Source organism: Thermoactinospora rubra, from assembly GCF_002093975.1.
GTDB lineage: Bacteria > Actinomycetota > Actinomycetes > Streptosporangiales > Streptosporangiaceae > Nonomuraea > Nonomuraea rubra_A.
In genome coordinates this window covers 1-22,463 of the sequence record NZ_MSZZ01000089.1, presented here as the reverse complement: position 1 = coordinate 22,463, position 22,463 = coordinate 1, and the positions used below count along the sequence as shown (strand labels likewise).

At 71.9% G+C, this 22,463-nt stretch carries 22 protein-coding genes; 4 read left to right on the top strand and 18 right to left on the bottom strand.

Going from position 1 to position 22,463, the window contains the following annotated elements; all coding sequences use genetic code 11:
- Together BSB02_RS38155 and BSB02_RS38150 are read right to left on the bottom strand one after the other, a co-directional pair.
- A partial coding sequence (locus tag BSB02_RS38155; RefSeq protein WP_206185115.1) for an alpha/beta fold hydrolase occupies window positions 1–665 on the bottom strand: 665 nt, incomplete at its 3' end.
- Window positions 666–750: 85 nt separating this feature from the next.
- Window positions 751–1,146 (bottom strand): VOC family protein, encoded by a 396-nt coding sequence (locus BSB02_RS38150; protein WP_084965879.1) that lies wholly within the window; start codon window positions 1,144–1,146, stop codon window positions 751–753.
- A 110-nt stretch (window positions 1,147–1,256) separates the two neighbouring features.
- Between BSB02_RS38150 and BSB02_RS38145 the strand changes: the two genes are divergently transcribed.
- The gene (locus tag BSB02_RS38145; RefSeq protein WP_084965878.1) at window positions 1,257–1,973 is read left to right on the top strand and encodes a TetR/AcrR family transcriptional regulator; all 717 of its coding nucleotides are present in this window, start codon (window positions 1,257–1,259) and stop codon (window positions 1,971–1,973) included.
- 27 nt (window positions 1,974–2,000) lie between these two features.
- Here BSB02_RS38145 and BSB02_RS38140 read toward each other — a convergent pair whose 3' ends face one another.
- From BSB02_RS38140 to BSB02_RS38080, 13 genes are all read right to left on the bottom strand, one after another.
- Entirely contained in the window at window positions 2,001–2,618 is a 618-nt protein-coding gene (locus tag BSB02_RS38140; RefSeq protein WP_084965877.1) for a TetR/AcrR family transcriptional regulator, read from the bottom strand.
- On the bottom strand, window positions 2,615–4,231 hold the full coding sequence (locus tag BSB02_RS38135) for a class I adenylate-forming enzyme family protein (RefSeq protein WP_158088869.1): 1,617 nt from the start codon (window positions 4,229–4,231) through the stop codon (window positions 2,615–2,617). Before BSB02_RS38135 ends, BSB02_RS38140 begins: the two co-directional genes overlap by 4 nt.
- On the bottom strand, window positions 4,228–4,974 hold the full coding sequence (locus tag BSB02_RS38130) for a hotdog family protein (protein ID WP_084965875.1): 747 nt from the start codon (window positions 4,972–4,974) through the stop codon (window positions 4,228–4,230). The genes BSB02_RS38135 and BSB02_RS38130 overlap by 4 nt, the downstream gene beginning before the upstream one ends.
- 1 nt (window position 4,975) lies before the next feature.
- Window positions 4,976–6,070, bottom strand: coding sequence for an ABC transporter ATP-binding protein (locus tag BSB02_RS38125; protein ID WP_084965874.1), 1,095 nt, complete (start codon window positions 6,068–6,070; stop codon window positions 4,976–4,978).
- The gene (locus BSB02_RS38120; RefSeq protein WP_084965873.1) at window positions 6,067–6,852 is read right to left on the bottom strand and encodes an ABC transporter permease; all 786 of its coding nucleotides are present in this window, start codon (window positions 6,850–6,852) and stop codon (window positions 6,067–6,069) included. Before BSB02_RS38120 ends, BSB02_RS38125 begins: the two co-directional genes overlap by 4 nt.
- Window positions 6,849–7,727 carry an ABC transporter permease gene (locus tag BSB02_RS38115; protein WP_084965872.1) on the bottom strand — a complete coding sequence of 293 codons (879 nt, stop codon included), beginning with the start codon at window positions 7,725–7,727 and terminating at the stop codon, window positions 6,849–6,851. The genes BSB02_RS38120 and BSB02_RS38115 overlap by 4 nt, the downstream gene beginning before the upstream one ends.
- Window positions 7,724–8,797 carry an ABC transporter substrate-binding protein gene (locus BSB02_RS38110; RefSeq protein ID WP_084965871.1) on the bottom strand — a complete coding sequence of 358 codons (1,074 nt, stop codon included), beginning with the start codon at window positions 8,795–8,797 and terminating at the stop codon, window positions 7,724–7,726. Before BSB02_RS38110 ends, BSB02_RS38115 begins: the two co-directional genes overlap by 4 nt.
- A gap of 73 nt (window positions 8,798–8,870) precedes the next feature.
- Window positions 8,871–9,368, bottom strand: a complete 498-nt coding sequence (locus tag BSB02_RS38105) for an ATP-binding protein (protein WP_084965870.1) — start codon at window positions 9,366–9,368, stop codon at window positions 8,871–8,873.
- 163 nt (window positions 9,369–9,531) lie between these two features.
- Window positions 9,532–10,326, bottom strand: coding sequence for a 2-keto-4-pentenoate hydratase (locus BSB02_RS38100; RefSeq protein WP_084965881.1), 795 nt, complete (start codon window positions 10,324–10,326; stop codon window positions 9,532–9,534).
- Window positions 10,316–11,332 (bottom strand): 4-hydroxy-2-oxovalerate aldolase, encoded by a 1,017-nt coding sequence (gene dmpG / locus BSB02_RS38095; RefSeq protein ID WP_084965869.1) that lies wholly within the window; start codon window positions 11,330–11,332, stop codon window positions 10,316–10,318. The genes BSB02_RS38100 and dmpG overlap by 11 nt, the downstream gene beginning before the upstream one ends.
- Window positions 11,329–12,204 carry an acetaldehyde dehydrogenase (acetylating) gene (locus tag BSB02_RS38090; protein ID WP_084965868.1) on the bottom strand — a complete coding sequence of 292 codons (876 nt, stop codon included), beginning with the start codon at window positions 12,202–12,204 and terminating at the stop codon, window positions 11,329–11,331. Before BSB02_RS38090 ends, dmpG begins: the two co-directional genes overlap by 4 nt.
- Window positions 12,205–12,230: 26 nt before the next feature.
- Window positions 12,231–12,692 carry a RidA family protein gene (locus BSB02_RS38085; RefSeq protein ID WP_084965867.1) on the bottom strand — a complete coding sequence of 154 codons (462 nt, stop codon included), beginning with the start codon at window positions 12,690–12,692 and terminating at the stop codon, window positions 12,231–12,233.
- Window positions 12,689–13,471, bottom strand: coding sequence for an aspartate/glutamate racemase family protein (locus tag BSB02_RS38080; RefSeq protein ID WP_084965866.1), 783 nt, complete (start codon window positions 13,469–13,471; stop codon window positions 12,689–12,691). The genes BSB02_RS38085 and BSB02_RS38080 overlap by 4 nt, the downstream gene beginning before the upstream one ends.
- 112 nt (window positions 13,472–13,583) lie before the next feature.
- Here BSB02_RS38080 and BSB02_RS38075 point away from each other — a divergent pair, with 112 nt between their 5' ends.
- Window positions 13,584–14,468: a LysR family transcriptional regulator gene (locus BSB02_RS38075; protein WP_084965865.1), complete on the top strand. Its 885-nt coding sequence runs from the start codon at window positions 13,584–13,586 to the stop codon at window positions 14,466–14,468.
- 99 nt (window positions 14,469–14,567) lie between these two features.
- Window positions 14,568–15,041 (top strand): VOC family protein, encoded by a 474-nt coding sequence (locus BSB02_RS38070; RefSeq protein ID WP_084965864.1) that lies wholly within the window; start codon window positions 14,568–14,570, stop codon window positions 15,039–15,041.
- A 48-nt stretch (window positions 15,042–15,089) separates the two neighbouring features.
- On the opposite strand, the gene BSB02_RS38065 is transcribed toward BSB02_RS38070, so the two are convergent.
- The 3 genes from BSB02_RS38065 to BSB02_RS38055 all read right to left on the bottom strand — a co-directional run bounded on the left by BSB02_RS38065 (window position 15,090) and on the right by BSB02_RS38055 (window position 21,178).
- Window positions 15,090–16,325 carry an MFS transporter gene (locus BSB02_RS38065; protein WP_084965863.1) on the bottom strand — a complete coding sequence of 412 codons (1,236 nt, stop codon included), beginning with the start codon at window positions 16,323–16,325 and terminating at the stop codon, window positions 15,090–15,092.
- Window positions 16,326–16,499: 174 nt separating this feature from the next.
- Window positions 16,500–18,341 carry an AfsR/SARP family transcriptional regulator gene (locus BSB02_RS38060; RefSeq protein WP_158088868.1) on the bottom strand — a complete coding sequence of 614 codons (1,842 nt, stop codon included), beginning with the start codon at window positions 18,339–18,341 and terminating at the stop codon, window positions 16,500–16,502.
- A 122-nt stretch (window positions 18,342–18,463) separates the two neighbouring features.
- Window positions 18,464–21,178, bottom strand: a complete 2,715-nt coding sequence (locus tag BSB02_RS38055; protein WP_158088867.1) for an ATP-binding protein — start codon at window positions 21,176–21,178, stop codon at window positions 18,464–18,466.
- Window positions 21,179–21,325: 147 nt separating this feature from the next.
- Here BSB02_RS38055 and BSB02_RS38050 point away from each other — a divergent pair, with 147 nt between their 5' ends.
- Window positions 21,326–22,381 carry a questin oxidase family protein gene (locus tag BSB02_RS38050; RefSeq protein ID WP_206185114.1) on the top strand — a complete coding sequence of 352 codons (1,056 nt, stop codon included), beginning with the start codon at window positions 21,326–21,328 and terminating at the stop codon, window positions 22,379–22,381.
- Window positions 22,382–22,463 lie beyond the last annotated feature (82 nt).

The window sequence follows — 22,463 nt, the reverse complement described above, 5'->3', positions numbered from 1 at the left end:
ACGGCCCGCAGGGTCGCGGTCGGCAGCAGGCCGGCCAGTGCCCGCACCCCGGTGATCAGCCAGGGCATCGTGCCCTGGCCGTACAGGATCAGGACCGGGACGGTGACCGAGTCCCAGCGGCCGGTGGGCAGCGGGGTGCCCGTCATGGTGGCGGCCACCAGCCGCCCGTCGTAGGCGAGGGTGTGCGCGATGGCCTCCAGGTCGGCCCAGGCCGGGCTTTGCCGGATGCCGGCGACCAGGTCGGCGGGCAGGCCCACCGCCGCGGTCAAGAACAGCTCCGCCGCCTCCCCCGGGCGGCCCTCGGCGAGGCGGGCCTCCAGCCGCCGCACGTAGTCGGCCGGCAGCGGCGGACGGGTGTCGTCGATGACGCACGGCGGCTCGAACAGCGCCAGGTGGGTGATCGGCAGGCCGGCCGCCGCGGCCTCCAGGGCCAGCACCGCCCCGGAGGACCAGCCGAACACCATGGCCGGCGCCCCGGCGTGCGCGATCAGCGCGGCCAGGTCCTCCACCTCGCGCTGCACCGCATACGGCGCGGTGTCGCCGCTGTCCCCCCGGCCGCGCCGGTCATAGGCATACACCCGGAACTCCTCGCCGAGCAGCTGCGCCACCTCGGCGTTCAGCGGGTTGACCGCCCGGTGGGCGGTGGCCCCGTCCACGATGATCACAGGCGGGCCCTCCCCCCACACCTCAAAAGCGATCCTCGTGCCATCCGCGGAACGGACCGTCCCCATCACAACTCTCCTCTTCGAATCAGGCGGTCGCGGGCATGTGCAGGACGTTCCACAGGTGGCCGTCCAGGTCGCGGAAGCCGCGGGAGTACATGAAGCCGTCGTCTATGGGCTCGCCGGCGGTCAGACCGCCGGCGGCCTCGGCGGCGTCGGCCAGTTCGTCGACGCGCTCGCGGCTGTCGACATCGAGGGCGATGGCGGCCTCCTGGAAGGCGGCCGTGTCGACCGGCCGCCTGTCGGTGATGGTGGTGAAGAAGGGCTCGGTGACGAGGAGAGCGTGGATGCCCTCGTCGATCACCATGGAGCCGGCGTCATCGTTGGTGAACTCGGGGTCGAAGCCGAAGCCGAGCTTGGTGAAGAAGTCGATGGACGCGTTCAGGTCGCGGACGTGCAGGTTGACGAAGATCTTGGTGGCCACGACGGCCCTCCTGTCTCTGGTGGACACTATGTGTCCGTCGGACACAAGGTGTACGCTAGACACATAGGGGTCGAGTTGACAATCCCGAATTCCAGAGGCGAGGAGGACGCGTGGGAACCGATGAAGCAGGCGTGCTCGGCGTGTTGTGGAGCCGGGAGGAGCAGACGGTCAGGAAGGCGCGGCCCGCGCTCAGCCTCGACCTGATCGCTCGCTCGGCCATCGAGATCGCGGACGCCGAGGGCATCGCCGCGGTGTCCATGCAGCGGGTGGCCGGCGACCTCGGCTTCACCAAGATGTCGCTCTACCGCTACGTGGCCAACAAGGCCGAGCTCATGGCCGTGATGATCGACACGGCGGTGGGCGAGCCGCCCGAGCTGGACGGGGTGCCGGGCGGCTGGCGGCCCAAGCTGGAGCGGTTCGCCGAGCAACTGACCGCGACGTGGGAGCGCCATCCGTGGCTGCCCTCGGTGACCACGGGAAACCGGATGATGGGGCCCAACGAGATCGGCTGGATCGACACGGCGATCCGCGCGCTCGCCGACACGTGCCTCACTGCGGGCGAGCGCATGGCGGCGGTGTTCCTGCTGTTCGCGCACATCCGCAACACCCAGTCCACCGCCGCGGCGGGCACCCAGCCCTGGACCACCGAAGGCAGCGTGGCGGTCGCGATCGGCGAGCTCATGGCCAGGCACGGCGAGCGCTTCCCCGACCTCACCCGCGTCATGGCCGAGATCGGCGACAGCCTGGCCGACAACGGGCGCCGGTTCGGCCTCGACTGCATCTTGGACGGGATAGCCTGCCGGATCGCGCAGCGGGAACGTTCCTGACAGCGCTTGAAGGCCCAGGGCGGCGGTTCAGCCGGCACGCAGCAGCGCCAGCGCCTGACGGGAGATGACGTCCGAGATCTCGTCGAGCGTCAGCCGCCCGTCGGGGCGGTACCACAGCGCCACGCCGTTGCACATCTGGATGATGGAGAAGCGGGCCAGGACCGGATCCTCGGGCGCGAAGCTCCCGTCCGCGACGCCGTCCTCGATGACGCGCCGCCAGATCTGCTCGAACTCGTCGCGCAGAGCCACCAGCTCCGCGCGCGCCTCGGGGCTGATGACCTCCAGCTCCGAGCGGTTCAGCCGCCACACCTCGCTGTCGCTCACCTCCGCCAGGACGTGCGCCCTGACGAGGTTGGCCAGCCGTTCCGCCGGGGTCGAGCCGGTCGCGGCCGCCTCCCGGGCACGCGCGGTGACGCGGGCGTAGTTGCGCCGCATCAGCTTGAGGAACAGGTCCTCCTTGCTGGAGGCATAGTGGTAGAGGGATCCGATCGTCAGGCCGGCCTCGCGGGCGATCTCCCGGATGCCCACCGCCGAGTATCCCTTGCTCGCGAACAGTGCGCCCGCGGCCTCCATGAGCCGCTGTTCGGTCGACGACGGCGGCTCCGCCACGTCGACGTTCTTCGCGGATCCGCCGGTTCTCTTCATCGTCGCTCTCCAAGGTCGCAGGTGGGGACGTGGTCGCCCAGGTCTGTCAGGCGGCGCTTGACGATCCGCTCGGTCGGGGTCCGTTCGAAACGGTCGACGAAGGACACGTACCGGGGCAGCTTGTGCCGGGCCAGGGACGCCCGCGCCGCGGACACGATGGCCTCGGCCCGCTCGCGCACCAGGTGCGCCTGCGTGGGAACGTCCTCCACCTGGAGGAACGCCCAGACCTCTTCGCCGCGGACGGGGTCGGGCCGCGGGATGACCGCCGCGTCGACCACTCCCGGCTGGGCGCGCAGTACCGCCTCGACCTCCTGGCACGAGATGTTCTCGCCCGCCCTGCGCACGATGTCCTTCATCCGCCTGACATAGCGGTAGTCCGCGCCCCGGCGCTCCATGATGTCGCCCGAGCGGTACCAGCCGCCGGGGAGGAACGCCTCGGCGGTGGCGTCGGGACGCCGGTGGTAGGCGTCCGTCACCGTCGGCCCGCGCACCTCCAGCATGCCGAGTCCGTCGCCCTCGATGACCTGCCCGTTCTCGTCGGTCAGCCGGAGCTCGTGACCGGGCATGGGGCGGCCCAGCCAGCCCGCCCCGATCCGGCGCGTGCCGGAGCGCGCCTCGGAGAGGGGCTGGCCCATCGCCACGCCCATCTCCGCGGTGCCGTACAACTCCAGCCAGGGGAGGGCGAACCTGCGCTCCAGCTCCGCGTGCAGGTGGCGCGGAACGGCCACGCTCCAGGCGGCGACGGCCCGGTGCCCGGTGTCGAACGGGCCGGGCGGGGTGTTGAGCAGCATCGCCGGCATGGACCCGATGGTCATGAACTTGGTGATCGACCTGCGCGCGACGTTCTCCATGAACGTCTGCGACCGGAACCGCGACAGGTAGACCGCCGTCGCGCCCGTCTGCAGGGCGGCCATGAGCAGCATGAACGGATCCCCGTAGTACAGGGGCTGGCTCGACATGACCCGGTCGTCCTCGGTGAGTTCCATGACGGTCGCCAGGGCCCGGCCGTCGAGCAGCCATTGCCGCTGGGTCTTGGCCACCGCCTTGGGCACGCCGGTGGATCCGGACGTGAGGCCGAACCGGACCCGTGTGTCGAGGTGCTCGGCGCGGCCGAGGCGGTCGAACGGCGCGTCGTGTGGACGCAGTGGCGGCTCGGCACCGGGCACGGGCTGCCGGAAGGGGATGAGCGCGGCTCCGTGCCTGTGGACCACGTCGCGGTGCGCCAGGCAGAACTCCGGCGTGGCCACCACGTGCGTGGGCTCCACGAGGCCGAGGATGTGGTCCAGCTCGGGCGGGGTGAATCCGGGATTGAGCGGCAGCATCGCGGCGCCCAGATCGGCGGCCGCCAGCACGAGCAGGGGAAAGGTGGAGCAACTGTCCAGGGACACGGCCAGGACGTCTCCCCGGCCGACGCCGCGCTCGCCCAGTTGCCCGGCGAGGCCGGCCACGCGGGCGGCGAGCTGCGCGAAGGTGAGCCGCTCGCCGTTCTCGTGCTCGAAGGCGGGGCGGTCCGGCCAGGTGCGCGCCGCCCAGCGGGCCAGTCCGGCCATGTTCACACCTGCCCGCGCGATCGGGTCGACGCTGGGCTCGAGCGGCGGGTGGGCGGGCGTCACCGGCATATCATCACCCATTCGACACCGGCGATGTGATCTCCGGATGCGGTGGCCACCACGCTCGCCTCGAACCGGACGACGTCCATGCCGGGGAGGGAGGCGCTCGGGCGGCGCTCCACCGTGCCCATCTCGCAGTGGATGGTCTCCTCCAGCGCGAGCGGGCGGCCGAAGGACCAGGTGAAGGCGCGGTTGAGCACGGTGTGGAAGTCGCCCATGTGCCTGCCGCGGGTGATCAGGCCGGACGCGGTCAGCACGATCAGCGGCCACGGTATGTGCTCCGGAGCGCTCTCGCCGACGGTCAGATCACCGGGCAGCCAGCTGTGGAAGAGGCGGGCGTCCGCCTCTGTCATGGTGCGGCCCGCGGAGACCTGTCCCGGCTTGGCGGGTACGGCCGCGGGCCGCCCGGTGACGGCGATCCCGTGCGTGACGACCCGGTCCCCGGCCGTTCCGCTCATGGCGTGCTCATCGCCCGCCGACCGGCCCCGCACCTCCACCTGAGTGCCTTCGAACAGCGGCCCGTCGAAGGACCACCGCAGCCGGGACAGGGGAGTCCAGATCAGCTCCGGCCGGTAGGCGTCGATCACGAGCAGCATGCCGGTGACACCCGACAGGATGCGCTGCCCGAACATGCTCTTGCGGGCCGTGAGGCGGTTGGTGTGCAGCTCGTCTCCGGTGCCTTCCCAGATCGATCCCATCAGGAAGTCCCGGGCGGTGACGACACGTGGGGCGAGGTCCACTCCCATGTCAGATCACCACCTGGCATCTGGCAGGGTCGATGTGAATGCGCAACGTCTCTCCTATGATCCGGTCGCTGGTCTGATGCATCGGGACGTGGGCGATGAGGGAGCCCAGCACGGTGGTGTCGAGGTCGATGCGCGCGTGCTCTCCCAGGAAGACGACGTCGTCCACCCTGGCCTCGACGGTCAGGCACCCCTCGTGCTGGGGCTGGAGCGAGATCGAGGTGCGCGGCACCGCCAGCCGGGCGCCCGCGGTCCGCGTGGCCGTCGACCTGAACCGGACGGTACGGCCGCCGAGGACGATGTCGGCCACGTCGCCGCGGAGGGCCGTGCCGTCGGGCAGCTCGGCGAGGTTCGCGTCGGTGAGCAGGCGGGCGACGTATCCGGTCGGAGGCCGCTCGTAGAGCTGCGCGGGCTCGTCGAGCCCGACGACCCGGCCCGCGTGGAAGACGGCGATCCGGTCGGACAGGGCCAGCGCCTCGTCCCGATCGTGCGTCACGTAGACGACGCTGCAGCCGGTGGAGCGGTGGATGCGCCGGATCTCCTGCTCCAGGTCCAGGCGCAGCGCCCGGTCGAGCGCGCCCAGCGGCTCGTCCATCAGCAGCAGCTGCGGCTCGCAGGCCAGCGCCCGGGCCAGCGCCACGCGCTGCTGCTGGCCGCCGGACAGCTCGCGCGGCGACCGGCCGCCCAGCTCGGCCAGGCGCACCAGCTCCAGCATCTGTCGTACGCGGGCACGCCGGCGCTCGGCCGGCCACTTCCGCCGGCGCAGGCCGTAGGCGATGTTGTCGGCGACGCTCATGTGCGGAAAGAGCGCGTAGTTCTGGAACACCATGCCGATGTCGCGGTCTCGCGGCGGCTTGCGCGCCATGTCGGTGCCCGCGATGCGCACCGCGCCGTCGTCGCACGTCTCGAAACCGGCGATGATCTTCAGGACCGTCGTCTTGCCGGAGCCGCTCTGGCCCAGGAAGGTGAGGAACTCCCCTTCCGCCAGGGACAGCGACACGTCGTCGACCGCGGTGACCTTTCCGTAGCGCTTGGTGATCCGGTCGAGTTCGAGGCGCGGGCGCCGGGAAGTTTTGGTCTGGGCAACGTCAGGAGTCATCGGCGTCCACTTCTCCGCAGGAGCGCTTCACCGGCGGCCATCAGGGCCGCCGTCAGGAGGATGAGCAGGCCGGCGACCGCGGTGATCGTCGGATCGACTCCGGTGATGACCGAGTCGAGGATGGCCTTGGGCAACGTGGTGGTCCGCGGCCCCGAGATGAAGCTGACCAGCACCGCCTCGTCGAAGCTGGTGAGGAACACGGTGATCATGGAGGCGGCCACGGCCGGGCCCAGCAGCCGCACGGTGGTGTCCCACCATGCGCGGGCGCGCCCGGCGCCGAGCGTCATGGCGGCCAGTTCCAGATCCCTGGAGATCGCCCGGAGGGCCGGCCAGAGGATCAGCACCGCCAGCGGCAGCGTGATCACCGTGTGCGCGAGGATCACGCCCGTGTAGGTGTCCAGGGCCCGCAACCTGGCCAGCAGGCCGTAGACGGCGACGGCCAGGGCGACACCCGGCACCAGCATGGGGAGCGTGCTGACCGCGACGAGCGCGTTCTTGTACGGCAGGCGGGTGCGCTCCAGCCCGATCACGAGCAGGGTGGCCGCGCCGACGGCCAGCAGTGCCACGGGCAGGGCGACGATCAGCGATCGCACCGTCACCACGCCCCAGATGTCGGAGGTCAGCAGCGACCGGTACTGCCGCAGCCCCAGCCCTTGAGGAGGGAAGGACAGGTAGGAGGTCTCGGAGAAGGACATCGCCACGACGACCAGCGCGGGCGCCAGCAGGAAGAGCGCCGTCATCCCCACCACGATCCGGAACGCGGCCGTGCCGAGCCGGCTCATGCGGGGTCTCCCGACGGCAGGACCCGGGCGAGCGCCTGGCCGGCGACCACCGCGGCCAGCGCGGCGAGCAGGATCACCAGGGCGAACGCCTTGGCGCCTGGCATGTCGAAGTACTCGAAGAGGTAGCTGCCGATCAGTGTCGCGGCGAACGGCGTGCCGGGGCCGCCCAGCACCACCGGGGTCACGTAGAAGCCGAGGCAGATGACATAGACCAGGGTCGTCGCCGAGACGATGCCCCGCGCGGCCAAAGGCAGCACGACGCTGACGATCGCCCTGGCCCGGCCGGCTCCCAGCGTCTCGGCCGCGCCGATGAGCGAGCGGTCCACACCCGAGAACGTGGCGAACAGCGGGAGCACGGCGTAGGGCAGCATCGCGTACAGCATGCCGACGACCACGGATCCCTCGGTGTAGAGCAGGCTCTGCCGCGGGTCCATCAGGCCCAGGGCGACGAGCAGCCGGTTGAGCGGCCCGCCCTGGCGCAGGATCAGCACGAACGCGTAGTTCTTGACGACGACGCTCATCCAGAACGGCGCCAGGACCGCGATCCACAGCAGGATCCGCCACAGGCGCCCGCGGACCGTGCACAGCGCCCACGCCATGAACGCGCCGAGCACCACGGCCAGCACGGTGACCTCGAAGCTGACCCACAGCGTGCGCAGGAGCGCCCGCCGCGAAGCGTCGCCTGACAGCACCGCGACCAGCGCGGCCCGGCCCTCCGGCCGCAGGGTGTCGGCGACGAGCGACACCAGCGGATAGGCGACCAAGCCGATCACCAGGACCAACGCGGGCGCCACCAGCAGCAGGCCGACGCTCGTGGAGGACTGGGCCTGCCAGCGGCCGGGACGAGCCCGCAGCGCGCTCAGCGGACCGGTCATCCGCCGACCAGCTCTCGCCAGGGCTGCTCGACCGCCTTGCGGTTGCCCACCCACCACTGGGGGTCCAGCCGTACCTGGTTGTCGTCCGCGTGGGCGGCCGGCAGCAGCGCGGCCTCGCTCTGCGAGAGGTGCCGCGCCGTCTCGACATGGGACATTCCGTAGGCGAGCTGCCTGGCCAGCCCCGCCTGGGCCTCGGGGTGCGTCGCATACCACTCGAGGTAGCGCATCGCCTCGGGCGTGTTCGGCCCGCCCTTGACCACCACCATGTAGTTCGGGTTGACCAGCGACCCGGTCCATTCGAGCCGCAGCTTCACGCCCTGGTCCATGAGCGCCTTGGCCCGCCCGTTCCACATGATCGACATGTCGACCTGCTGGTCGCGCATCACCTGCATCTGCTGGTCGCCGCTGGTGGTCCAGACGTCGACATGCGGCTTGATCCTCGCCATGCTGGCGAAGGCCCGCTCGGTGTCGATCGGGAACACGTCCTGCGCCTTCACGCCGTCGGCGACCAACGCGGTGGCGAGCATGGCCGCGGGGTTGTCCGGCAGGGCACGGCGGCCCGGGAAGGCCGCGGTGTCCCAGAACTGTGCCGGATCGGCCGGGCACCTGCTCACCTTGGCCGTGTTGCAGGCGATGACGTAACCGGTCTCGGCGAGGGCCACCCCGTAGTCGGTGACCGTGCCGGGCAGGGACACCTTTTCCAGGCGGGCCTTCATGTCCTGGGGCAGCGGCTCCAGGAGGCCGAGTTCGTGCAACTGCGCCGCGTCGGCACCCGCCAGGCCCTCGATGACGTCCCAGCTCACGTTCTGGCTCTGCGCTTGAGCCTGAAGTTTGGCTGCGAATCCGGTGCCGACGTTGACCTGCTGGAACGTCGTGCCGGTGGCTCGGGTGTACGGATCTTCGAGCTCTTGCTTGAGCGCCTTGCCGGTGACTCCGCCGTAGTTGGCCGCGACCAGCGTCTTGCCGGCGGAGGTGCCGCCGACGGATTCCCCGCATGCGGTGAGAGCGATCAGGCAAGCACCCGCGGCGGCCGCCAGACGGGCGCGCCGCCATGTCCCGGTGATGTGCATGGGACCTCCTGTGTTTCCATAAAGAAGATATCGATCGATCGATATGTGTCAAGTATGGAAACGGAGGACTTTGTTAAAGTTTGGCGTCGGCGGCCGGGAGCTCGAACCACACGGCCTTGCCCGTCGGGGTGGGGATGCTGCCCCAGCAGCAGGCGAGCGCGTCCAGCAGGCCCAGCCCGTAGCCGCCCTCATCGTGTTCGGCCGGGTGCCGGGCCCGGAGGGCCACGGTGTTCCGGTCCTCGACTTCGCAGCGCAACAGTCCTTCGATCAGCCAGACGGTGAGCCGTACCGGTCCTGGCGCGTGCCGCAGCGCGTTGGTGACCACCTCGCTGACCAGGAGTTCGGCGACGTCGTGGTCGACCTGCCACGCCAGCGCTTGCGCGCGGAGCAACTTGCGGGCGGCGGGCGCGGAGGCGGGATGGTGCGGCAGCGTCCAGGACGCCGACATCAGAGGGTTCTTCTGCGGCGAGGAAGTGGTCGTGCCGCCGGCGAATCCGTCGGTGACGTGGCTCGCGTCCCGCGCCGGCGGTCCGCCCGCGGAAAGGGTGCGGGCCGGACCGGCGGCGCTCATGGCGGGGCACCTCGCGGATGCCGTACCAGATGCTTGTCCAGGTTGATGTGCGTTCATGTCTTCTACCCTCCGGTTTGGGCGGGATATCGATACATATGCGTAACATATCGATCGTTCGATATCTACTAAATCAAGGGAGATTAAGATCTGCGCAGATCGCGGCTCAGCCGTCCACTCGGGAAAGCGAGGCGGTCACCGTGCCGATCCCGGTCATGTCGGCCGTGACGACGTCGCCGGGGGCGATGGGGACGGCTCTGGTGAAGGAGCCGGACAGCACGACATGACCTGGTTCGAGACAGACGCCCATGGCGCCTAAGGCGTTCGCCAGCCAGGCCAGGGCGTTCAGCGGTGAGCCGAGCACGGCGGCGCCGGTCCCCTTCTCGGTGGGCGTGCCGTTCCTCGTCAAGGTGCAGGTGACCGACGGCAGGTCCACCTCCGCCGCCCTGACGGGCGTCCGCCCGAGAATCACCCCGCCGGACGAGGCGTTGTCGGCGATGGTGTCGACGATCGTCACTCGCCAGTCCTTGATCCGGGAGTCCACGATCTCCAGCGCCGGCAGGACGACGTCCACCGCCCGCATCGCCTCGGCGAGGCCGACTCCCGGTCCGCGCAGCGGAGCCTTGAGCACGAAGGCGATCTCCGGCTCGATCCGCGGCTGGATGAAGGCGCGCGCCGGGATCGGCTGCCGCTCCGGGTGGAACATGCTCGCCGTCAGATGGCCGTAGTCAGGCTCGTGAACGCCCATCTGCCGCTGGATCGCCGGGGACACCAGGCCGATCTTGTGGCCGCGTATCTCGTCACCGGCTTGGGTCCATGCCCGGACCTGCGCCTGCTGGATGCGGTAGGCGTCCGCGGCCGTCGCATGGGGGTGAGCCAGGCTCAGCGGAGAGATCGGCGTGCCGGTCCGGTAGGCGCCGAGCAGAGCGGCGGCGGCCTGGCGCACCTCGTCAGGGCTCATGGCGCGCACGCCCCGACAGCTCCGACGCGACCTCGACGATCATGTCCTCCTGGCCGCCGATGACGTCACGCCGCCCCAGTTCGAGAAGGAGCTCGCGCACGGGCACGCCGTACTTGGCGGCGGCGCGCTTGGCCGGATGGAAGAACGTCGAGTACAGCCCGGCGTAACCGAGCATGAGCGCCGTCTCGTCGACGATCTGCGGCTCGGTCATCAAAGGCGCCATCGTGCGCTCGGCGACGTCGCACAGCGCGAAGAGGTCGACGTCCGTCACGTAGCCGGCCCGCTCCAGGGCCGCCGCCAGCACCTCCGTCTGCGCGTTGCCGGCGCTGGCGCCCAGCCCGCGCAGTGATCCGTCGATGTACGTGGCGCCGTTCTCGGCTGCCGCGAGCGCGTTGCCGACGCCGACCCCCAGGTTGTTGTGCGCGTGGAACCCGATGTCGGCGCCGACGGCGTCTCGCAGCGCGCGCACCCGGGCCGCCGCGCCGCCGGGCACCAGCGCGCCGGCGGAGTCGACCACGTAGATCACCTGGGCGCCGTACGAGTCCAGCTTCGCGGCCTGCTCGGCGAGAGCCGCCGGCTCAAGCTTGTGGCTCATCATCAGGAAGCTCATCACCCGCATGCCGGCGGCACGCGCGTGCCGGATCGGCTGTTCGGCGCAGTCGGCCTCGGTGCAGTGCGTGGCCACCCGGACGGTGCTCGCGCCGGCTTCCCGGACGGCGTCCAGTGCCGTGAGCGTCGAGATCCCCGGCACGTACAGCACGGCGATGTCCGCGGACCGCACGGCGTCCACGGCGGCGCGCACGTATTCGACGTCCGTGGCGGCGGCGAAGCCGTACTGGATCGACGAGGCGCCGATGCCGATGCCGTGCGCCACCTCGATGACGCGGACGCCCGCCCGGTCGAGCCCTCTGGCGACCTCGGCGACCTGGTCCGTCGTGAACCTGTGCGAGACGCTGCTCATCCCGTCGCGGAGGCTGGTGTCGACGATGGTGATCGGCGCGCTCATCGGACGGCTCCCATGGTCGTGGCCGCGAGCCGCTCGGCGACGGCGACCGCGGCGGCGGTGATGATGTCCAGGTTGCCGGCGTAGGCGGGCAGGAAGTCCCCGGCGCCCTCGACCTCCAGCATGACGGTGACCACGTCACGATCCATTTCGAACAGGCGCAGCCGGTAACCCGGCACGTAGTGCCTGACCTTCGCCACCATGTCGTGGACGGCGCGTTCGATGGCGCCGGCGTCGCGCCGCCGTACCCGCGCGTACACGGTGTCGTGCATGACCATGGGAGGCTCGGCGGGGTTGATCACCGAGATCGCCTTGGCCTCGTCGACGCCGGCCACCTCGATCAGCGCGCGGGCGGTCTTCTCGCTGAACTCGCTCAGGTTCCGCCGGGTCCCCGGGCCCGCACTGGCACTGGCGATCGTCGCGACGATCTCGCCGTAGGACACGTCCGCGACCTCGTTGACGGCGTGCAGGATGGGGATCGTGGCCTGCCCGGCGCAACTGACCATGTTCAGGTTCGGCGCGTCGAGGTGCTGGTCGAGGTTGACCGCCGGCACGACATAGGGCCCGACGGAGGCGGGTGTGAGGTCGATCGCCGTGATCCCCGCCTCGGCGTAGCGGGGCGCGGCCTGGGCGTGGACGCTCGCCGAGGTCGCCTCGAACACCAGCATGGGGGCGTCCGCGCGGTCGAGCAGCCAGTCGACGCCCTCGGCGGACACCTCCAGCCCGAGACCCGCCGCGCGACGCAGCCCTTCGCTGTCCGGATCGATGCCGACCATGAAGCGGGGACGGACACGTTCGGAGCGGAGCAGCTTGTACAGCAGATCCGTTCCGATGTTCCCCGAACCGACGATCGCTGCTGTGACGTGCGAAGACATGCGTAACCCCCTGATCGGAGTGCGGGTCAGCCGACCTCGAAGACGGCTTCGAGCTCGACGGGAGCGTTCAACGGCAGAGCGGACACCCCGACCGCGGAGCGGGCGTGCAGCCCGGCGTCGCCGAAGACCGCGCGAAACAGGTCGGAGGCCCCGTCGCCGACCTGCGGCTGCCGGGTGAAGGCAGGGGTCGAGGAGACGAACACCAGGGCCTTCACCACACGGACCACGGCGGACAGATCGCCGATCTCCGCTTTCAGCGCCGCCAGGGAGTTCAGCGCGCACTGACGCGCGCACGCATACCCCTGTTCCAGGTCGACGGTGTCCCCGAGCCGGCCGGTCGCCATCAGCCTCCCGGCCAGCAGCGGCACCTGGCCCGACACGTGGACGTGGACACCGGAGCGTACGGCCGGCACATAGGTGGCCACCGGCGGCACCACCTCCGGCAAGGACAGCCCCAGCTCGGCCAGCCGCTGTTCCGGGTGCGTCATCGGGTGCCCCCCGGCTCGACCGTGCTGTGTCCCCGCGGCTTGCCGCCTGTCCGGCGCGGGGGCGGGCCGCCGCGCCAGACGGGCATGGGCCGGGCGCCCACCGCCACGTCGTAGGCGGCACGCGCCACCAGACGAGTGGAGTCGAGCGTGGGCAGGGGGGAGACCTCGGGAGTCACCAGCAGGGGAATCTCGGTGCACACGAGGGCGACCGCGTCGCAGCCACGGGCGGCCAGCCGTTCGATGACGCGGATGTACGCCCGGCGGGAGGCCTCGCTCACCACGCCGTTCACCAGCTCGTCGAAGATGATCTCGTTGACGACGCGGCGGTCGTCCGGATCCGGCACCTCGGTGGCGATGCCGCGCGCGCCCAGCGCCGCCGGGTACAGCGTGCCGTCCATGGTGAACTTGGTGCCGAGGACTCCCACACGCCGGCGACCGTCGCGGGCGGCCTGGTCGGCGACCACCTCGGCGATGTGCAGGCCGGGAAGCGGCAGGTCGGGCCCCGGCACCTCCAGGGCCATGTGCGCGGTGTTGTCCGGGCAGACGAAGAAGTCCGCGCCCGCGTCGGCGAGCCGCCGCACGCTCCTGGCGAGGGTCGCCCGGACAGACGGGTGATCGCCCGCCTCCCACGCCGGCATGCTGTAACCGAACGCGATGTAGTCCAGGGTCACATCAGGGTGCTCGTGCCGGCCCGTCCGAAGGAAACCCTCCTGGCAGAAGGTCAGAAAGCACAGCGCCGCCCCTTCGGTGCTGTGCGCCAGGATGCCGAGGTGCTTCATTGACGTCTCTCACGGTCGGTTGAACGGCGGATTGCTTCATGGTGCCTCGACGAACCGCGATGTCTTACTGTGAGGCATCGGTTGATATGGAGCCCATGCCTCGGAGGTATGGATGGACCTGAGATTGCTCGGTTACGTGATCGCGATCGCCGAGGAGGGCTCGATCAGCGGCGCGGCCCGCCGGCTCCATCTCACCCAGCCGACGCTGAGCAGGCAGCTGCGTGAGCTGGAAAGACGGCTGGGCGCCGACCTGTTCACCAGGGCGGGGCGCTCGCTGACCCCCACGGCGGCCGGCGAGGCGCTGCTGCGCCGGGCGGCGAACGCGCTGGCCGAGGTGGAGGCCGCGGTGGACGACGTACGGCTGGCCGCCCAGGGCAAGAGCGGCCGCCTGACGGTCGCCTTCGCCGGGTCGGGCATCAACGGCGCGCTGGGTGAGGCGCTCGCGCGGCTCCGGGTGCGCCTGCCCGACGTCGATCTCCGTTTGGTGGAGGTGTTCGACGACGCCGAGATGTCAGGGGGCGTCCTGGAGCGGAGATTCGACGTGGCCGTGCAGCGGCTGCCGGTTCGTGACGCCAAGCTCGCCACCCGGGTGTGGACACGCGAGCCCCTCACCCTCTTCCTCCCCGCCGCTCACCCTTTGGCCAGAGAGAAAGGGGCCGCGCCGGTGTCGGTGCTCGGTGACATCCCGCTGGTGCTGTGGCCGCGGGAATCCGCGACCCACTCCCACGACGAGGTCGTCGCGCTGTGCCACCGGGCCGGGATCGTGCCGCGCGTCGGCGCGGAGGGGCGCAGCGCGCAGACGCTTCTGGCCCTGGTGGCCGCCGGCTTCGGCGCCGCCGTCATGGCCGACTCCTACCGGGTGCTGCACCGCGAAGGCGTGACGCCGCGCCGCCTCGCCGGCGCCGTCACCCAGCTCCATCTGGTCTGGCGGGCCGGCGACGCCGGCCCGTTGCTCGCCCGCTTCCTGGCCGCCCTGGACGAATACCGGCGCGGCTGACCTGCGCGGATCGCGGCCGTCGGCTCCGCTTGATGTCAAGTTAACTTGAGGTTCTACGTTCGGTGGCGGCAGAAACCTTCACGGAAGGAGTCCACGACGATGAACGCCGTTCCCGACCGTTACCGATACGCCGCGATTCCGCATCTCATGGTGGACGGCGCCGCCGAGGCCATCCGGTTCTACACCGAGGCGTTCGGCGGCGAGGAGCTGTTCCGCATCGCCGACCCGCAAGGCCGCATCATTCACGCCGAGGTCGGCATCGGGGGCTCGACCGTCATGGTGGGGGACGCCGACGATCCCTTCAAGGCTCCCGGCGCCGTGGGAGGCTCGACGGTGGGCATCCACGTCTACGTCGACGACGTGGACGCGCTCAGCGAGCGAGCCGTACGCGCCGGAGCCAAGCTGCTCCAGCCGTCGACCGACATGTTCTACGGGGATCGGACGGTCATGCTGGCAGACCCATTCGGGCACATCTGGGTTTTCCTGACCCACAAGGAAGACCTGTCGTTGCAGGAAATCGTCCGCCGCGGAACCGAACTGCTCGGCACCGGCGACTTCCCGACCGGTTCCTGACATGAGGTACGGCGGAGCCTTCGGCAAAGGCTCCGCCGTACCCGTGGCTCACATCCCTCGGTCACCGCTGTCGGGGATTCCGGGATCGGGCCTGGAGACGGTGATGGCCAAAGCGGTCAGGATGCCCGCGGCCGCGCAGAGCGCGATGGCCAGATGCGGGCCGAGCAGGTCGCCGAGCAACCCGCCGGCCAGGACGCCCAGCCCTTGTCCGCCGATCAGGCCCGCGGAGCCGATGGCGATGATCTGGCCTCGCTGGTCGTCCGGCGCCGTCCTGACGAACGAGGCATTGGACACGACCATGTAGCTCGACAGGAACCCGGTGAGGCCCAGCAGGACCAGGGCGATCGGTATCCCCGGCTGGAACACGAAGAAGAGAAGCGGCGCGCCCGTGAGCAGCGCCAGGGGGGCGAGGAGGCGGTGGCGTCCCTCGGGCGGGACCAGCCGCGTGATCAGGAGTGTCCCGATCGCGGAGCAGACGGGATCGGCGGCCATGAACAGGCCGACGGTCGCGGTGCTCTGCCCGATCTGCGAGTAGTACGGCACCGCCAGCGCCTCGGGTACCACGAAGAACGAGTAGAGCCAGGACAGGCCGGCGAAATAGCGCAGTCGCCGGTCCGTCCACACCGTCCGGATGCCGCGCCAGGCCGAGCGGCCGAGCCGGCCTGGCCTGCCGCCGGGTGCGGCCGTGGCCGTACGGAACCGCACGAAGGCCCGGATCACCAGCGCGGAGGCGACGAACGTGCCCGCGTCCACCAGGAGCGCGACGTTCGGGCCGAGCGCGGCCACGATCAGCCCGCCCCCGCCGAAGCCGAGCAGCTGAACGGCCTGCTGCGTGGTGTTCGTGATGCCCAGCCCCAGGGGGTAACGGTCTCCGGGCAGGATGTCGGCCAGGACGGCCAGGCGTGAGGCGTTGAACGGCGCGTTGAGCATCACCACCGCCACCACGAGGACGCCGACCACCGGCAGCGGGATCCCCGGAACCGCCATGGCGAGGACGAGTGCCGCCCGGATGAGATCGGCTGCGATCATCACCCGGCGCCGTGGGTACCGGTCGGCGAGGCTCCCCAGCAAGAGCCCGCTGAACAGCCCGGGAACAAGGGTCAGCGCGTAGGTGAGCGCGGTGAGGGAGACGGAGCCGGTCCGTCCGAAGACCAGCACGGCGAGCGCCACCCTGGCGATCTGGTCGCCGACGAGCGACAACCCGTGGGCCAGCCACAGCGCGCGGAACTCACCGGAAGCCACCACCTCGCGAATGGTGGCCCGCCGGGTGTCGTCGACTGTCATGACGAGGAGTGCGCCTTATCTGCTTCCGGGCCGGAACGTGTTCTTCGCGGCGTGATCTCCGGCCCTCTTGTCTGGATCAGTATTCGCGGTCGCGCATTTCGGCGTTCACCTCTTTCCTGTTTCCTGCGGCATGCGGGCACCAGGTCAGGATCGCCCGGCGATGGTTCTCGATTGTCACGAGGGCAGCGGAGACATTGCCAGGGCATCGGCCGGACATTCGGTGCGCCGCGCGGTCGCCCGGCGGCCGGCCCGGGTCAGGTCGCGCGCGTACGTCCGGAGCAGGTCGTGACAGAAGGCGACCCTGCCGGGGGCGATCTCGGCCACGAGATGGGCGTCGAGCAGGGCGTCCAGCAGCCGATCGGCCCGGGTGGGAGCAACGCCGGTCAAGGCGGCGGCCGCCGTGCGGCTGATGTCCGGCCCGGGGTGCGTGGCCAGCAACCGGAACAGGCGGGCCGCGTCGGCGCACAACGCCTCGTACGAGTGCGAGAGGACCGAGCGCATGTCGGTGAGCGAATCGCGGCTGGCGAGCACGCCGACGTCGTCGCGGACGCCGCGCAGGATGGCCGCGAGCGCGCTGAGCGGGCAGCCGGGATTGGCGGCGGCCCGGCCCGCCGCTATGACCAGGGCGAGGGGCAGCCGCGCGCACAGATCGACGATCTCGTCGGTGGCCTGTGCCTCGGTCTCGGTCCGTTCCCTTCCCAGGCGGCGGGCCAGCAGGTCGCGGGCTTCCGCCCGCGTGAGGACGCCGAGGGTGACCAGCATGGCCCCTTCCCTCGTGACGAGGCTGCTCAGCCCCCGGCGGCTGGTGACCACGGCCGCGCACCCCGCGCCGCCGGGCAACAGCCGGCGCACCTGGTCGGCGTCACGCGCGTTGTCGAGGATCACCAGGGTGCGCTTGCCGGCCAGCATGGTGCGGTAGAGCATGGCAGCGGCTTCCGGGTCGTCCGGGATCCTGTGCCGCGCCACGCCCATGGCCTGCAGGAGGATCGACAAGGCGTCCTGCGGGCGCAGCGGGGCGCCGGACGACCCGAAACCCTGCAGATCGATGTAGAGCTGACCGTCGGGGAACCGCTCGGCGGCCCGGTGTGCCCAGTGGACGGCCAGCGAGGTCTTGCCGACGCCGGCGGTACCCGTGACGACGCAGATTCGGGTGCCTTCGCCGAGCAGCCGGTCCATCTCCTTCAGGACGTCGCGGCGGCCGGTGAAGTCGGCGACGGCGGGCGGCAGCTGGCGTGGCACCACAGGCTCGGCCTGCCAGGCACCCCCGTCGAGCAGCGCCGCATGGATGCATTGCAGCTCGGGAGCGGGGTCGGTGCCCAACTCCTCGGCGAGGCGGGACCTGAGCTGCTCGTACATGGCCAGTGCCTCCGCCTGCCTGCCGCAGCGGTCCAGCGTGAGGAGCAGGCGTCCCCACAGGGACTCCCGCAGGGGATGCCGGGCCGCCAGCTCCCGCACCTCCGCGACGATCTCGCCGTGCCGCCCTTCCGCCAGGCTCAGGTCGATCCATCGCTCCACAGCCGAGAGGCGCAGCTCCACCAGGCGGGAGGCCTTGGGCCCGTGCAGATGGTCGGAATCGACGCCGTCGAAGGGGTCGCCCCGCCACAGGGCGAGAGCCTCGTCCAGGAGCCGCCGCTCCTCTGCGATGCCGCGCGCCGGCGCCGCCTCCCCGACAAGGCGGCGGAACCGCAGCGCGTCGACCTGCTCGGGGTCCACCTCGAGCCGGTAGCCCGCCGGCGTGGTGCGGATCGCGTCCGGCCCGAGTTCGGGGCGCAGCCGTGCGACGTACGTCTGGATGCTGCGCCGCTGGTTGGCCGGCAGGTCCTCCGCCCACAACGCGACGGCCAGCTGCTCGATGGAGACCGTTTCGCCGGCGGACATGGCCAGGACGGCCAGCAGCGCCCGCAGCCGGTTCGAGCCCAGTTCGATCGGGACGGCGCCTCGCCGCACCTCGAACGGGCCGAGGAGCGCGATGCGGAGGTCGCCGGTTCCGCCCGTGGACCGGGGTGCTGGTTCCATGGCCTCCAACGATTCCCGCTGGGAGCGTGCCAGCCCAGGTCTCCAGACGGACATTAGCCGGACATAGGCGGATTCCGGCGGCCGTTGGCTGCTCCACCCCCACGCCTGGCACAGCGGCACGTTCAGCGGCAGAGGCGGGAAGTGCGGTCGCGTTCGAACCGCGCGTCGAGGCGGCTCCATTCCCGCAGCGATTCCTCGACGGCGGCGCGGTCGCCGTGCAGGCGGCCGCGGGCGCGCAGCAGGCAGGCGGTCGCCCAGTCGTTCTCGCCGACCGTCTCGGCCGCGGCGATCAGGTGGCGATCCGGGTCGGGCGACCCGGCCAGCACGGCCAGCTCGGCTGCGGCGGCGCGGGCGTAGGCGGCGGGCCAGGCGGTGGGGGAGCCGGCGAAGGCCCGGGTGATCAGGGACGGCGCGCCCTCGGCGGCCCCTGCGTCCACGGCGACGCGGGCGTCCACGAAAGCGGCGAAGACCATGGCGTCGCGGGCCGGGGCGGGGGCGTCCGTGCCCAGAGCGCGTTCGGCGCGGTTCCGCCACAGCCGGTAGGAGGCGTGGTCGCCGCGCAGGCCGTGGGCCAGCGCGATCGCCGAGGCGGCCGGGGACAGCCAGGCGGCGATCGGCATGCCGGAGCGCCGCCAGGCCTGCCACATGGGCTCGGCGTGCTCCAGCGCCTCGTCGAAGCGCCCGAGCAGCACCAGCGGCGGGATCAGCTTGCCGGCGGGCCGGTACGGATGCGCGCCCAGCAACTCGTCGCACGCGATCCGCTCGGCTGTGGACAGCGCCGCGAGCAGGTCGCCGGCGGCGAGTGCGCACAGCCAGGCGTTGTGGAAGGAGTCCAGGATCTCCGCCGCGGCGGCCGGGTGGCGGCGGTTCATCAGCTCCACCAGCGCCAGCCGTTCCCGCGCGATCTCGCACGCCTCCCGGAACCGGCCCGCGTGGAGCGCCGGCGTGCCGGGGAGGTCCAGGGCGGCTCCGATGAGGACGGGGTCACCGCAGAGGCGGGCCGCCGCCACGGCCGCATGGGCGAGCGAAGGATCGGGAGCCGTCCGGGGCGGGCGAGGGCACCAGGCGGTGGCGGCGGCCAGCTGGGCGGACACCACGGGGTCGCCGGGGTCGCCGGCCGCGGTCGCCCGATCCAGCAGTTCGCGCAGCCGCGCGCCGGGGATCGGATCGGGGAAGCCCGAGGTGAACCTGCGGGCTGTGACGACGGCCTGGGCGAGTGCGATCGCCTGGGCGTCGTGGTCGCCCGCGCTCTCCGCGCGCGCGGCGGACTCCACGAGCAGGTCGAACGCTCCATGGGCGAGTCCCACGGCGTAGACGGCCTGGGCGGCGGTGCGCAGGTCGGCGGCCGCGGCCGATGCGGTGGGGGCACGGCGGGCCGCCTCCTTGAAGTGCTCCAGCGCTTCGCTGACCAGCCGGCGCGCGTAGGCGAGGAGGCCGAGCGAGCGGGCCAGCCGATGCGGCACGACCCCAGGGCCCGGCGGGGCGTTCCGCAGGGCGGCACGCAGGTCGTCGCACACCGCGTCGAAGCGGTCGCGCCATTGCCCGTCCAGGTTTCCGGCCAGCTCGTGCGCGGTGTCGGCGGCCCACCCGAGATGGAGGTCGCGTACCTCGTCCAGGTCGCCGCTCGCCTCCAGCCGGTCCATGGCGTACGCGCGGACGGTCTCCAGCAGCCGCCAGGAGCCCGCCCCGCGGCCCCGGGCGACCAGACTCTTGTCGACCAGCCGGCCCAGGACGTTGGCGACGGCGGAGCGGGAGGCGAAGGGGGCGACGCGGCAGGCGGCGTCGAGGTCGAACGCCCCGCTGAAGACGGCCAGCCGGGAGAACAGGGCCCGCTCGTCGGCGTCCAGCAGGTCGTGGCTCCAGCCGATCACCGCGCGCAGGGAGCGGTGCCGCTCGTCCGGGTGGCGGCTGCCGGCCAGCAGCCGCAGCGCGTCGTCCAGCGCGGCGAGCAGCCCCTCCGCACCCAGGGAGCCGTAACGAGCGGCGGCCAGCTCGATCGCGAGCGGCATGCCGTCCAGCCGGGCGCAGATCTCGGCGACGATCGCGGGCTCGGCGGGCTGGGACGGGCCCGTCCCGGGAGCCGCGGCGCCGTCCCAGCCGGGATCGACCTCGGCGACCCGGTCCGCGAACAGCGCCTCGACGTCGGAGGCCAACGGCAGCGGCGAGATCGGGACCACGCGCTCGCCCGGCACGCCGAGGCGTTCGCGGCTGGTGGCCAGCACCGTCACGCCTGGACACCGGGACAGCACCCGGTCGGCGAGGGCGGCCACGCTGTCGAGCGCGTGCTCGCAGTTGTCCAGGATCAGCAGCCGCCGCGTCTGGCCGAGCGCGTACGCCACGGCGTCTTCCAGCGACTGGCCCGGCGACTCGCCCACGCCCAGCACCCTGGCCACGGCCCCGGCGACCTGCCCGTCCCGCACCGGCACGAGATCCACGAACGCCCCGCCCAGCGGGAACTCCGGCGCGGCGGCCTCGGCGACGACCGCGGCCAGCCGGGTCTTGCCCACCCCGCCCGGCCCGGCCAGGGTCACCAGCCCCCGGGGCTGCAGCAGGCCGAGCACGGCGTCGCGTTCGTGCGCCCTTCCGATGAAACCGGTGCGCCAGGTGGGCATGCCGGCGATCTGGCCGAGGGGCGGCAGGGCGTCGTGCGGCCGGTCGGCGAGGGCGGCCAGCGCCCGACGGTCGGCGACGCCGTGCTTGCGCAGCAGGGAGGAGACGTGGTTCTCGACGGTGCGTACGGAGATGTGCAGGCGTCCCGCGATCTGGGCGTTCGACAGGTGCGCGCCGAGCAGGGCCAGCACTTCCGCCTCACGCTGCGACACCGAATTCGCACTCACCCCATCTATCTCACCATCACCCCTCGGCAGCCCGTAACTAGGTGGAGTCTGCGTGGTCGATAGGTGGCCGGCACGGATGTCCTCCTCCGATGCGTCCGCGAGACTCGTCTCGTCCGGGCACCCGGCGAGGCGAATGAGGTGATGACCGTGAGCGGCGGCGTGCTGAACGAGGCGTATGAACGCTTCCACCGCACCGGCCCGGAATGGGGCGAGGATCAGCTGACCAACCACGGCCCGATGGCGGTGGAGGTCCTGGTACGGCGAGGGCGGGCGGACCGCGTGGACCGGTGGGTGCAGGCGTACCTGGACCGGCTCGACGAGATGCCCTCCCGTACCGCCGACATCACAGACGCGGACTGGCGCGAGGCGCTCGGCGACGGGCGGCGGGTCGGCGACTGGGCCGCGTACTTCGGCCGGGCGCTGGCGGAGCGGCCGTGGCGCGAGGTGCTGGCCACCTGGTGGGAGCGGCTGCTGCCGGGGATCGTGGCGGGCACGACGCACGGGGTGATCAGGGTCGGGCACGTGGTGCGGGCGCTGCTCGCCGGCGCGGAGACCCCCGCCACCCTCGACGAGCTGGCCCACGGGCTGGCGTTCTGGGCGGCCAGGTCCCGGCCCTTCCCGCCGGCGGGCCCGCCCTCCGGGCGGCTCAGCCCGCCGGCGGCGTTGCGGTCCGTTCCCCGGATTCCCGACCAGCGGGGCAACGTGGCCGGCCGGTTCGGCCAGCTGGCGCACCTGCCCGGCTGGAAGGCCGCGGTGGCAGGGCTGGCCCCCGCGGCCACGCCCGAGGAGGTGCCGGTCCGGCTGGCGGACCTGGTGGCGGCGGCCACGCTGGGCTACCTGGCCCACGGCCACGGGCAGCCGGTCCTGCTGGTGCACACCGCCACCGCCCCCAACGCGGTGCTGCACACCCTGCCCGCGCTGCCCCGCGAGCTGTGGGCGCCGAGCCTGACCGCGATCTGGACGACCACCGCGGCGATCTACTCCGCCTACGCCCCGCCCGAGGCGGCGCCCCGCTCGGCCCTGCCCACCCCGCCCGGCGGCCCCGGCGCCGTCGCCGAGGTGCTGGAGCGGGCCGTCGACCACGCCGACGAGCACGTCATCAAGTTCACCGACACCGCGGCCGAGGTCTACACCCGCACCGGCAACCCGGACGCGCTGGCCGCCGCCCTCCGCGTGACGGAGCTCATCGCACCCGCGCGCTAGACGCCCCCGCCGTACCGAGCAGGAAACGTGATTCGAGGAGGAGAGTTGTGATGGGGACGGTCCGTTCCGCGGATGGCACGAG

Excerpts from the sequence above, each read along its gene's own strand:
- BSB02_RS38140 (WP_084965877.1), bottom strand. The coding sequence starts at position 2,618 with ATGAAGAGAACCGGCGGATCCGCGAAGAACGTCGACGTGGCGGAGCCG.
- BSB02_RS38130 (WP_084965875.1), bottom strand. The coding sequence starts at position 4,974 with ATGGGAGTGGACCTCGCCCCACGTGTCGTCACCGCCCGGGACTTCCTG.
- BSB02_RS38125 (WP_084965874.1), bottom strand. The coding sequence starts at position 6,070 with ATGACTCCTGACGTTGCCCAGACCAAAACTTCCCGGCGCCCGCGCCTC.
- BSB02_RS38120 (WP_084965873.1), bottom strand. The coding sequence starts at position 6,852 with ATGAGCCGGCTCGGCACGGCCGCGTTCCGGATCGTGGTGGGGATGACG.
- BSB02_RS38115 (WP_084965872.1), bottom strand. The coding sequence starts at position 7,727 with ATGACCGGTCCGCTGAGCGCGCTGCGGGCTCGTCCCGGCCGCTGGCAG.
- BSB02_RS38110 (WP_084965871.1), bottom strand. The coding sequence starts at position 8,797 with ATGCACATCACCGGGACATGGCGGCGCGCCCGTCTGGCGGCCGCCGCG.
- BSB02_RS38105 (WP_084965870.1), bottom strand. The coding sequence starts at position 9,368 with ATGAGCGCCGCCGGTCCGGCCCGCACCCTTTCCGCGGGCGGACCGCCG.
- BSB02_RS38100 (WP_084965881.1), bottom strand. The coding sequence starts at position 10,326 with ATGAGCCCTGACGAGGTGCGCCAGGCCGCCGCCGCTCTGCTCGGCGCC.
- dmpG (WP_084965869.1), bottom strand. The coding sequence starts at position 11,332 with ATGAGCGCGCCGATCACCATCGTCGACACCAGCCTCCGCGACGGGATG.
- BSB02_RS38090 (WP_084965868.1), bottom strand. The coding sequence starts at position 12,204 with ATGTCTTCGCACGTCACAGCAGCGATCGTCGGTTCGGGGAACATCGGA.
- BSB02_RS38085 (WP_084965867.1), bottom strand. The coding sequence starts at position 12,692 with ATGACGCACCCGGAACAGCGGCTGGCCGAGCTGGGGCTGTCCTTGCCG.
- BSB02_RS38080 (WP_084965866.1), bottom strand. The coding sequence starts at position 13,471 with ATGAAGCACCTCGGCATCCTGGCGCACAGCACCGAAGGGGCGGCGCTG.
- BSB02_RS38075 (WP_084965865.1), top strand. The coding sequence starts at position 13,584 with ATGGACCTGAGATTGCTCGGTTACGTGATCGCGATCGCCGAGGAGGGC.
- BSB02_RS38070 (WP_084965864.1), top strand. The coding sequence starts at position 14,568 with ATGAACGCCGTTCCCGACCGTTACCGATACGCCGCGATTCCGCATCTC.
- BSB02_RS38065 (WP_084965863.1), bottom strand. The coding sequence starts at position 16,325 with ATGACAGTCGACGACACCCGGCGGGCCACCATTCGCGAGGTGGTGGCT.
- BSB02_RS38060 (WP_158088868.1), bottom strand. The coding sequence starts at position 18,341 with ATGGAACCAGCACCCCGGTCCACGGGCGGAACCGGCGACCTCCGCATC.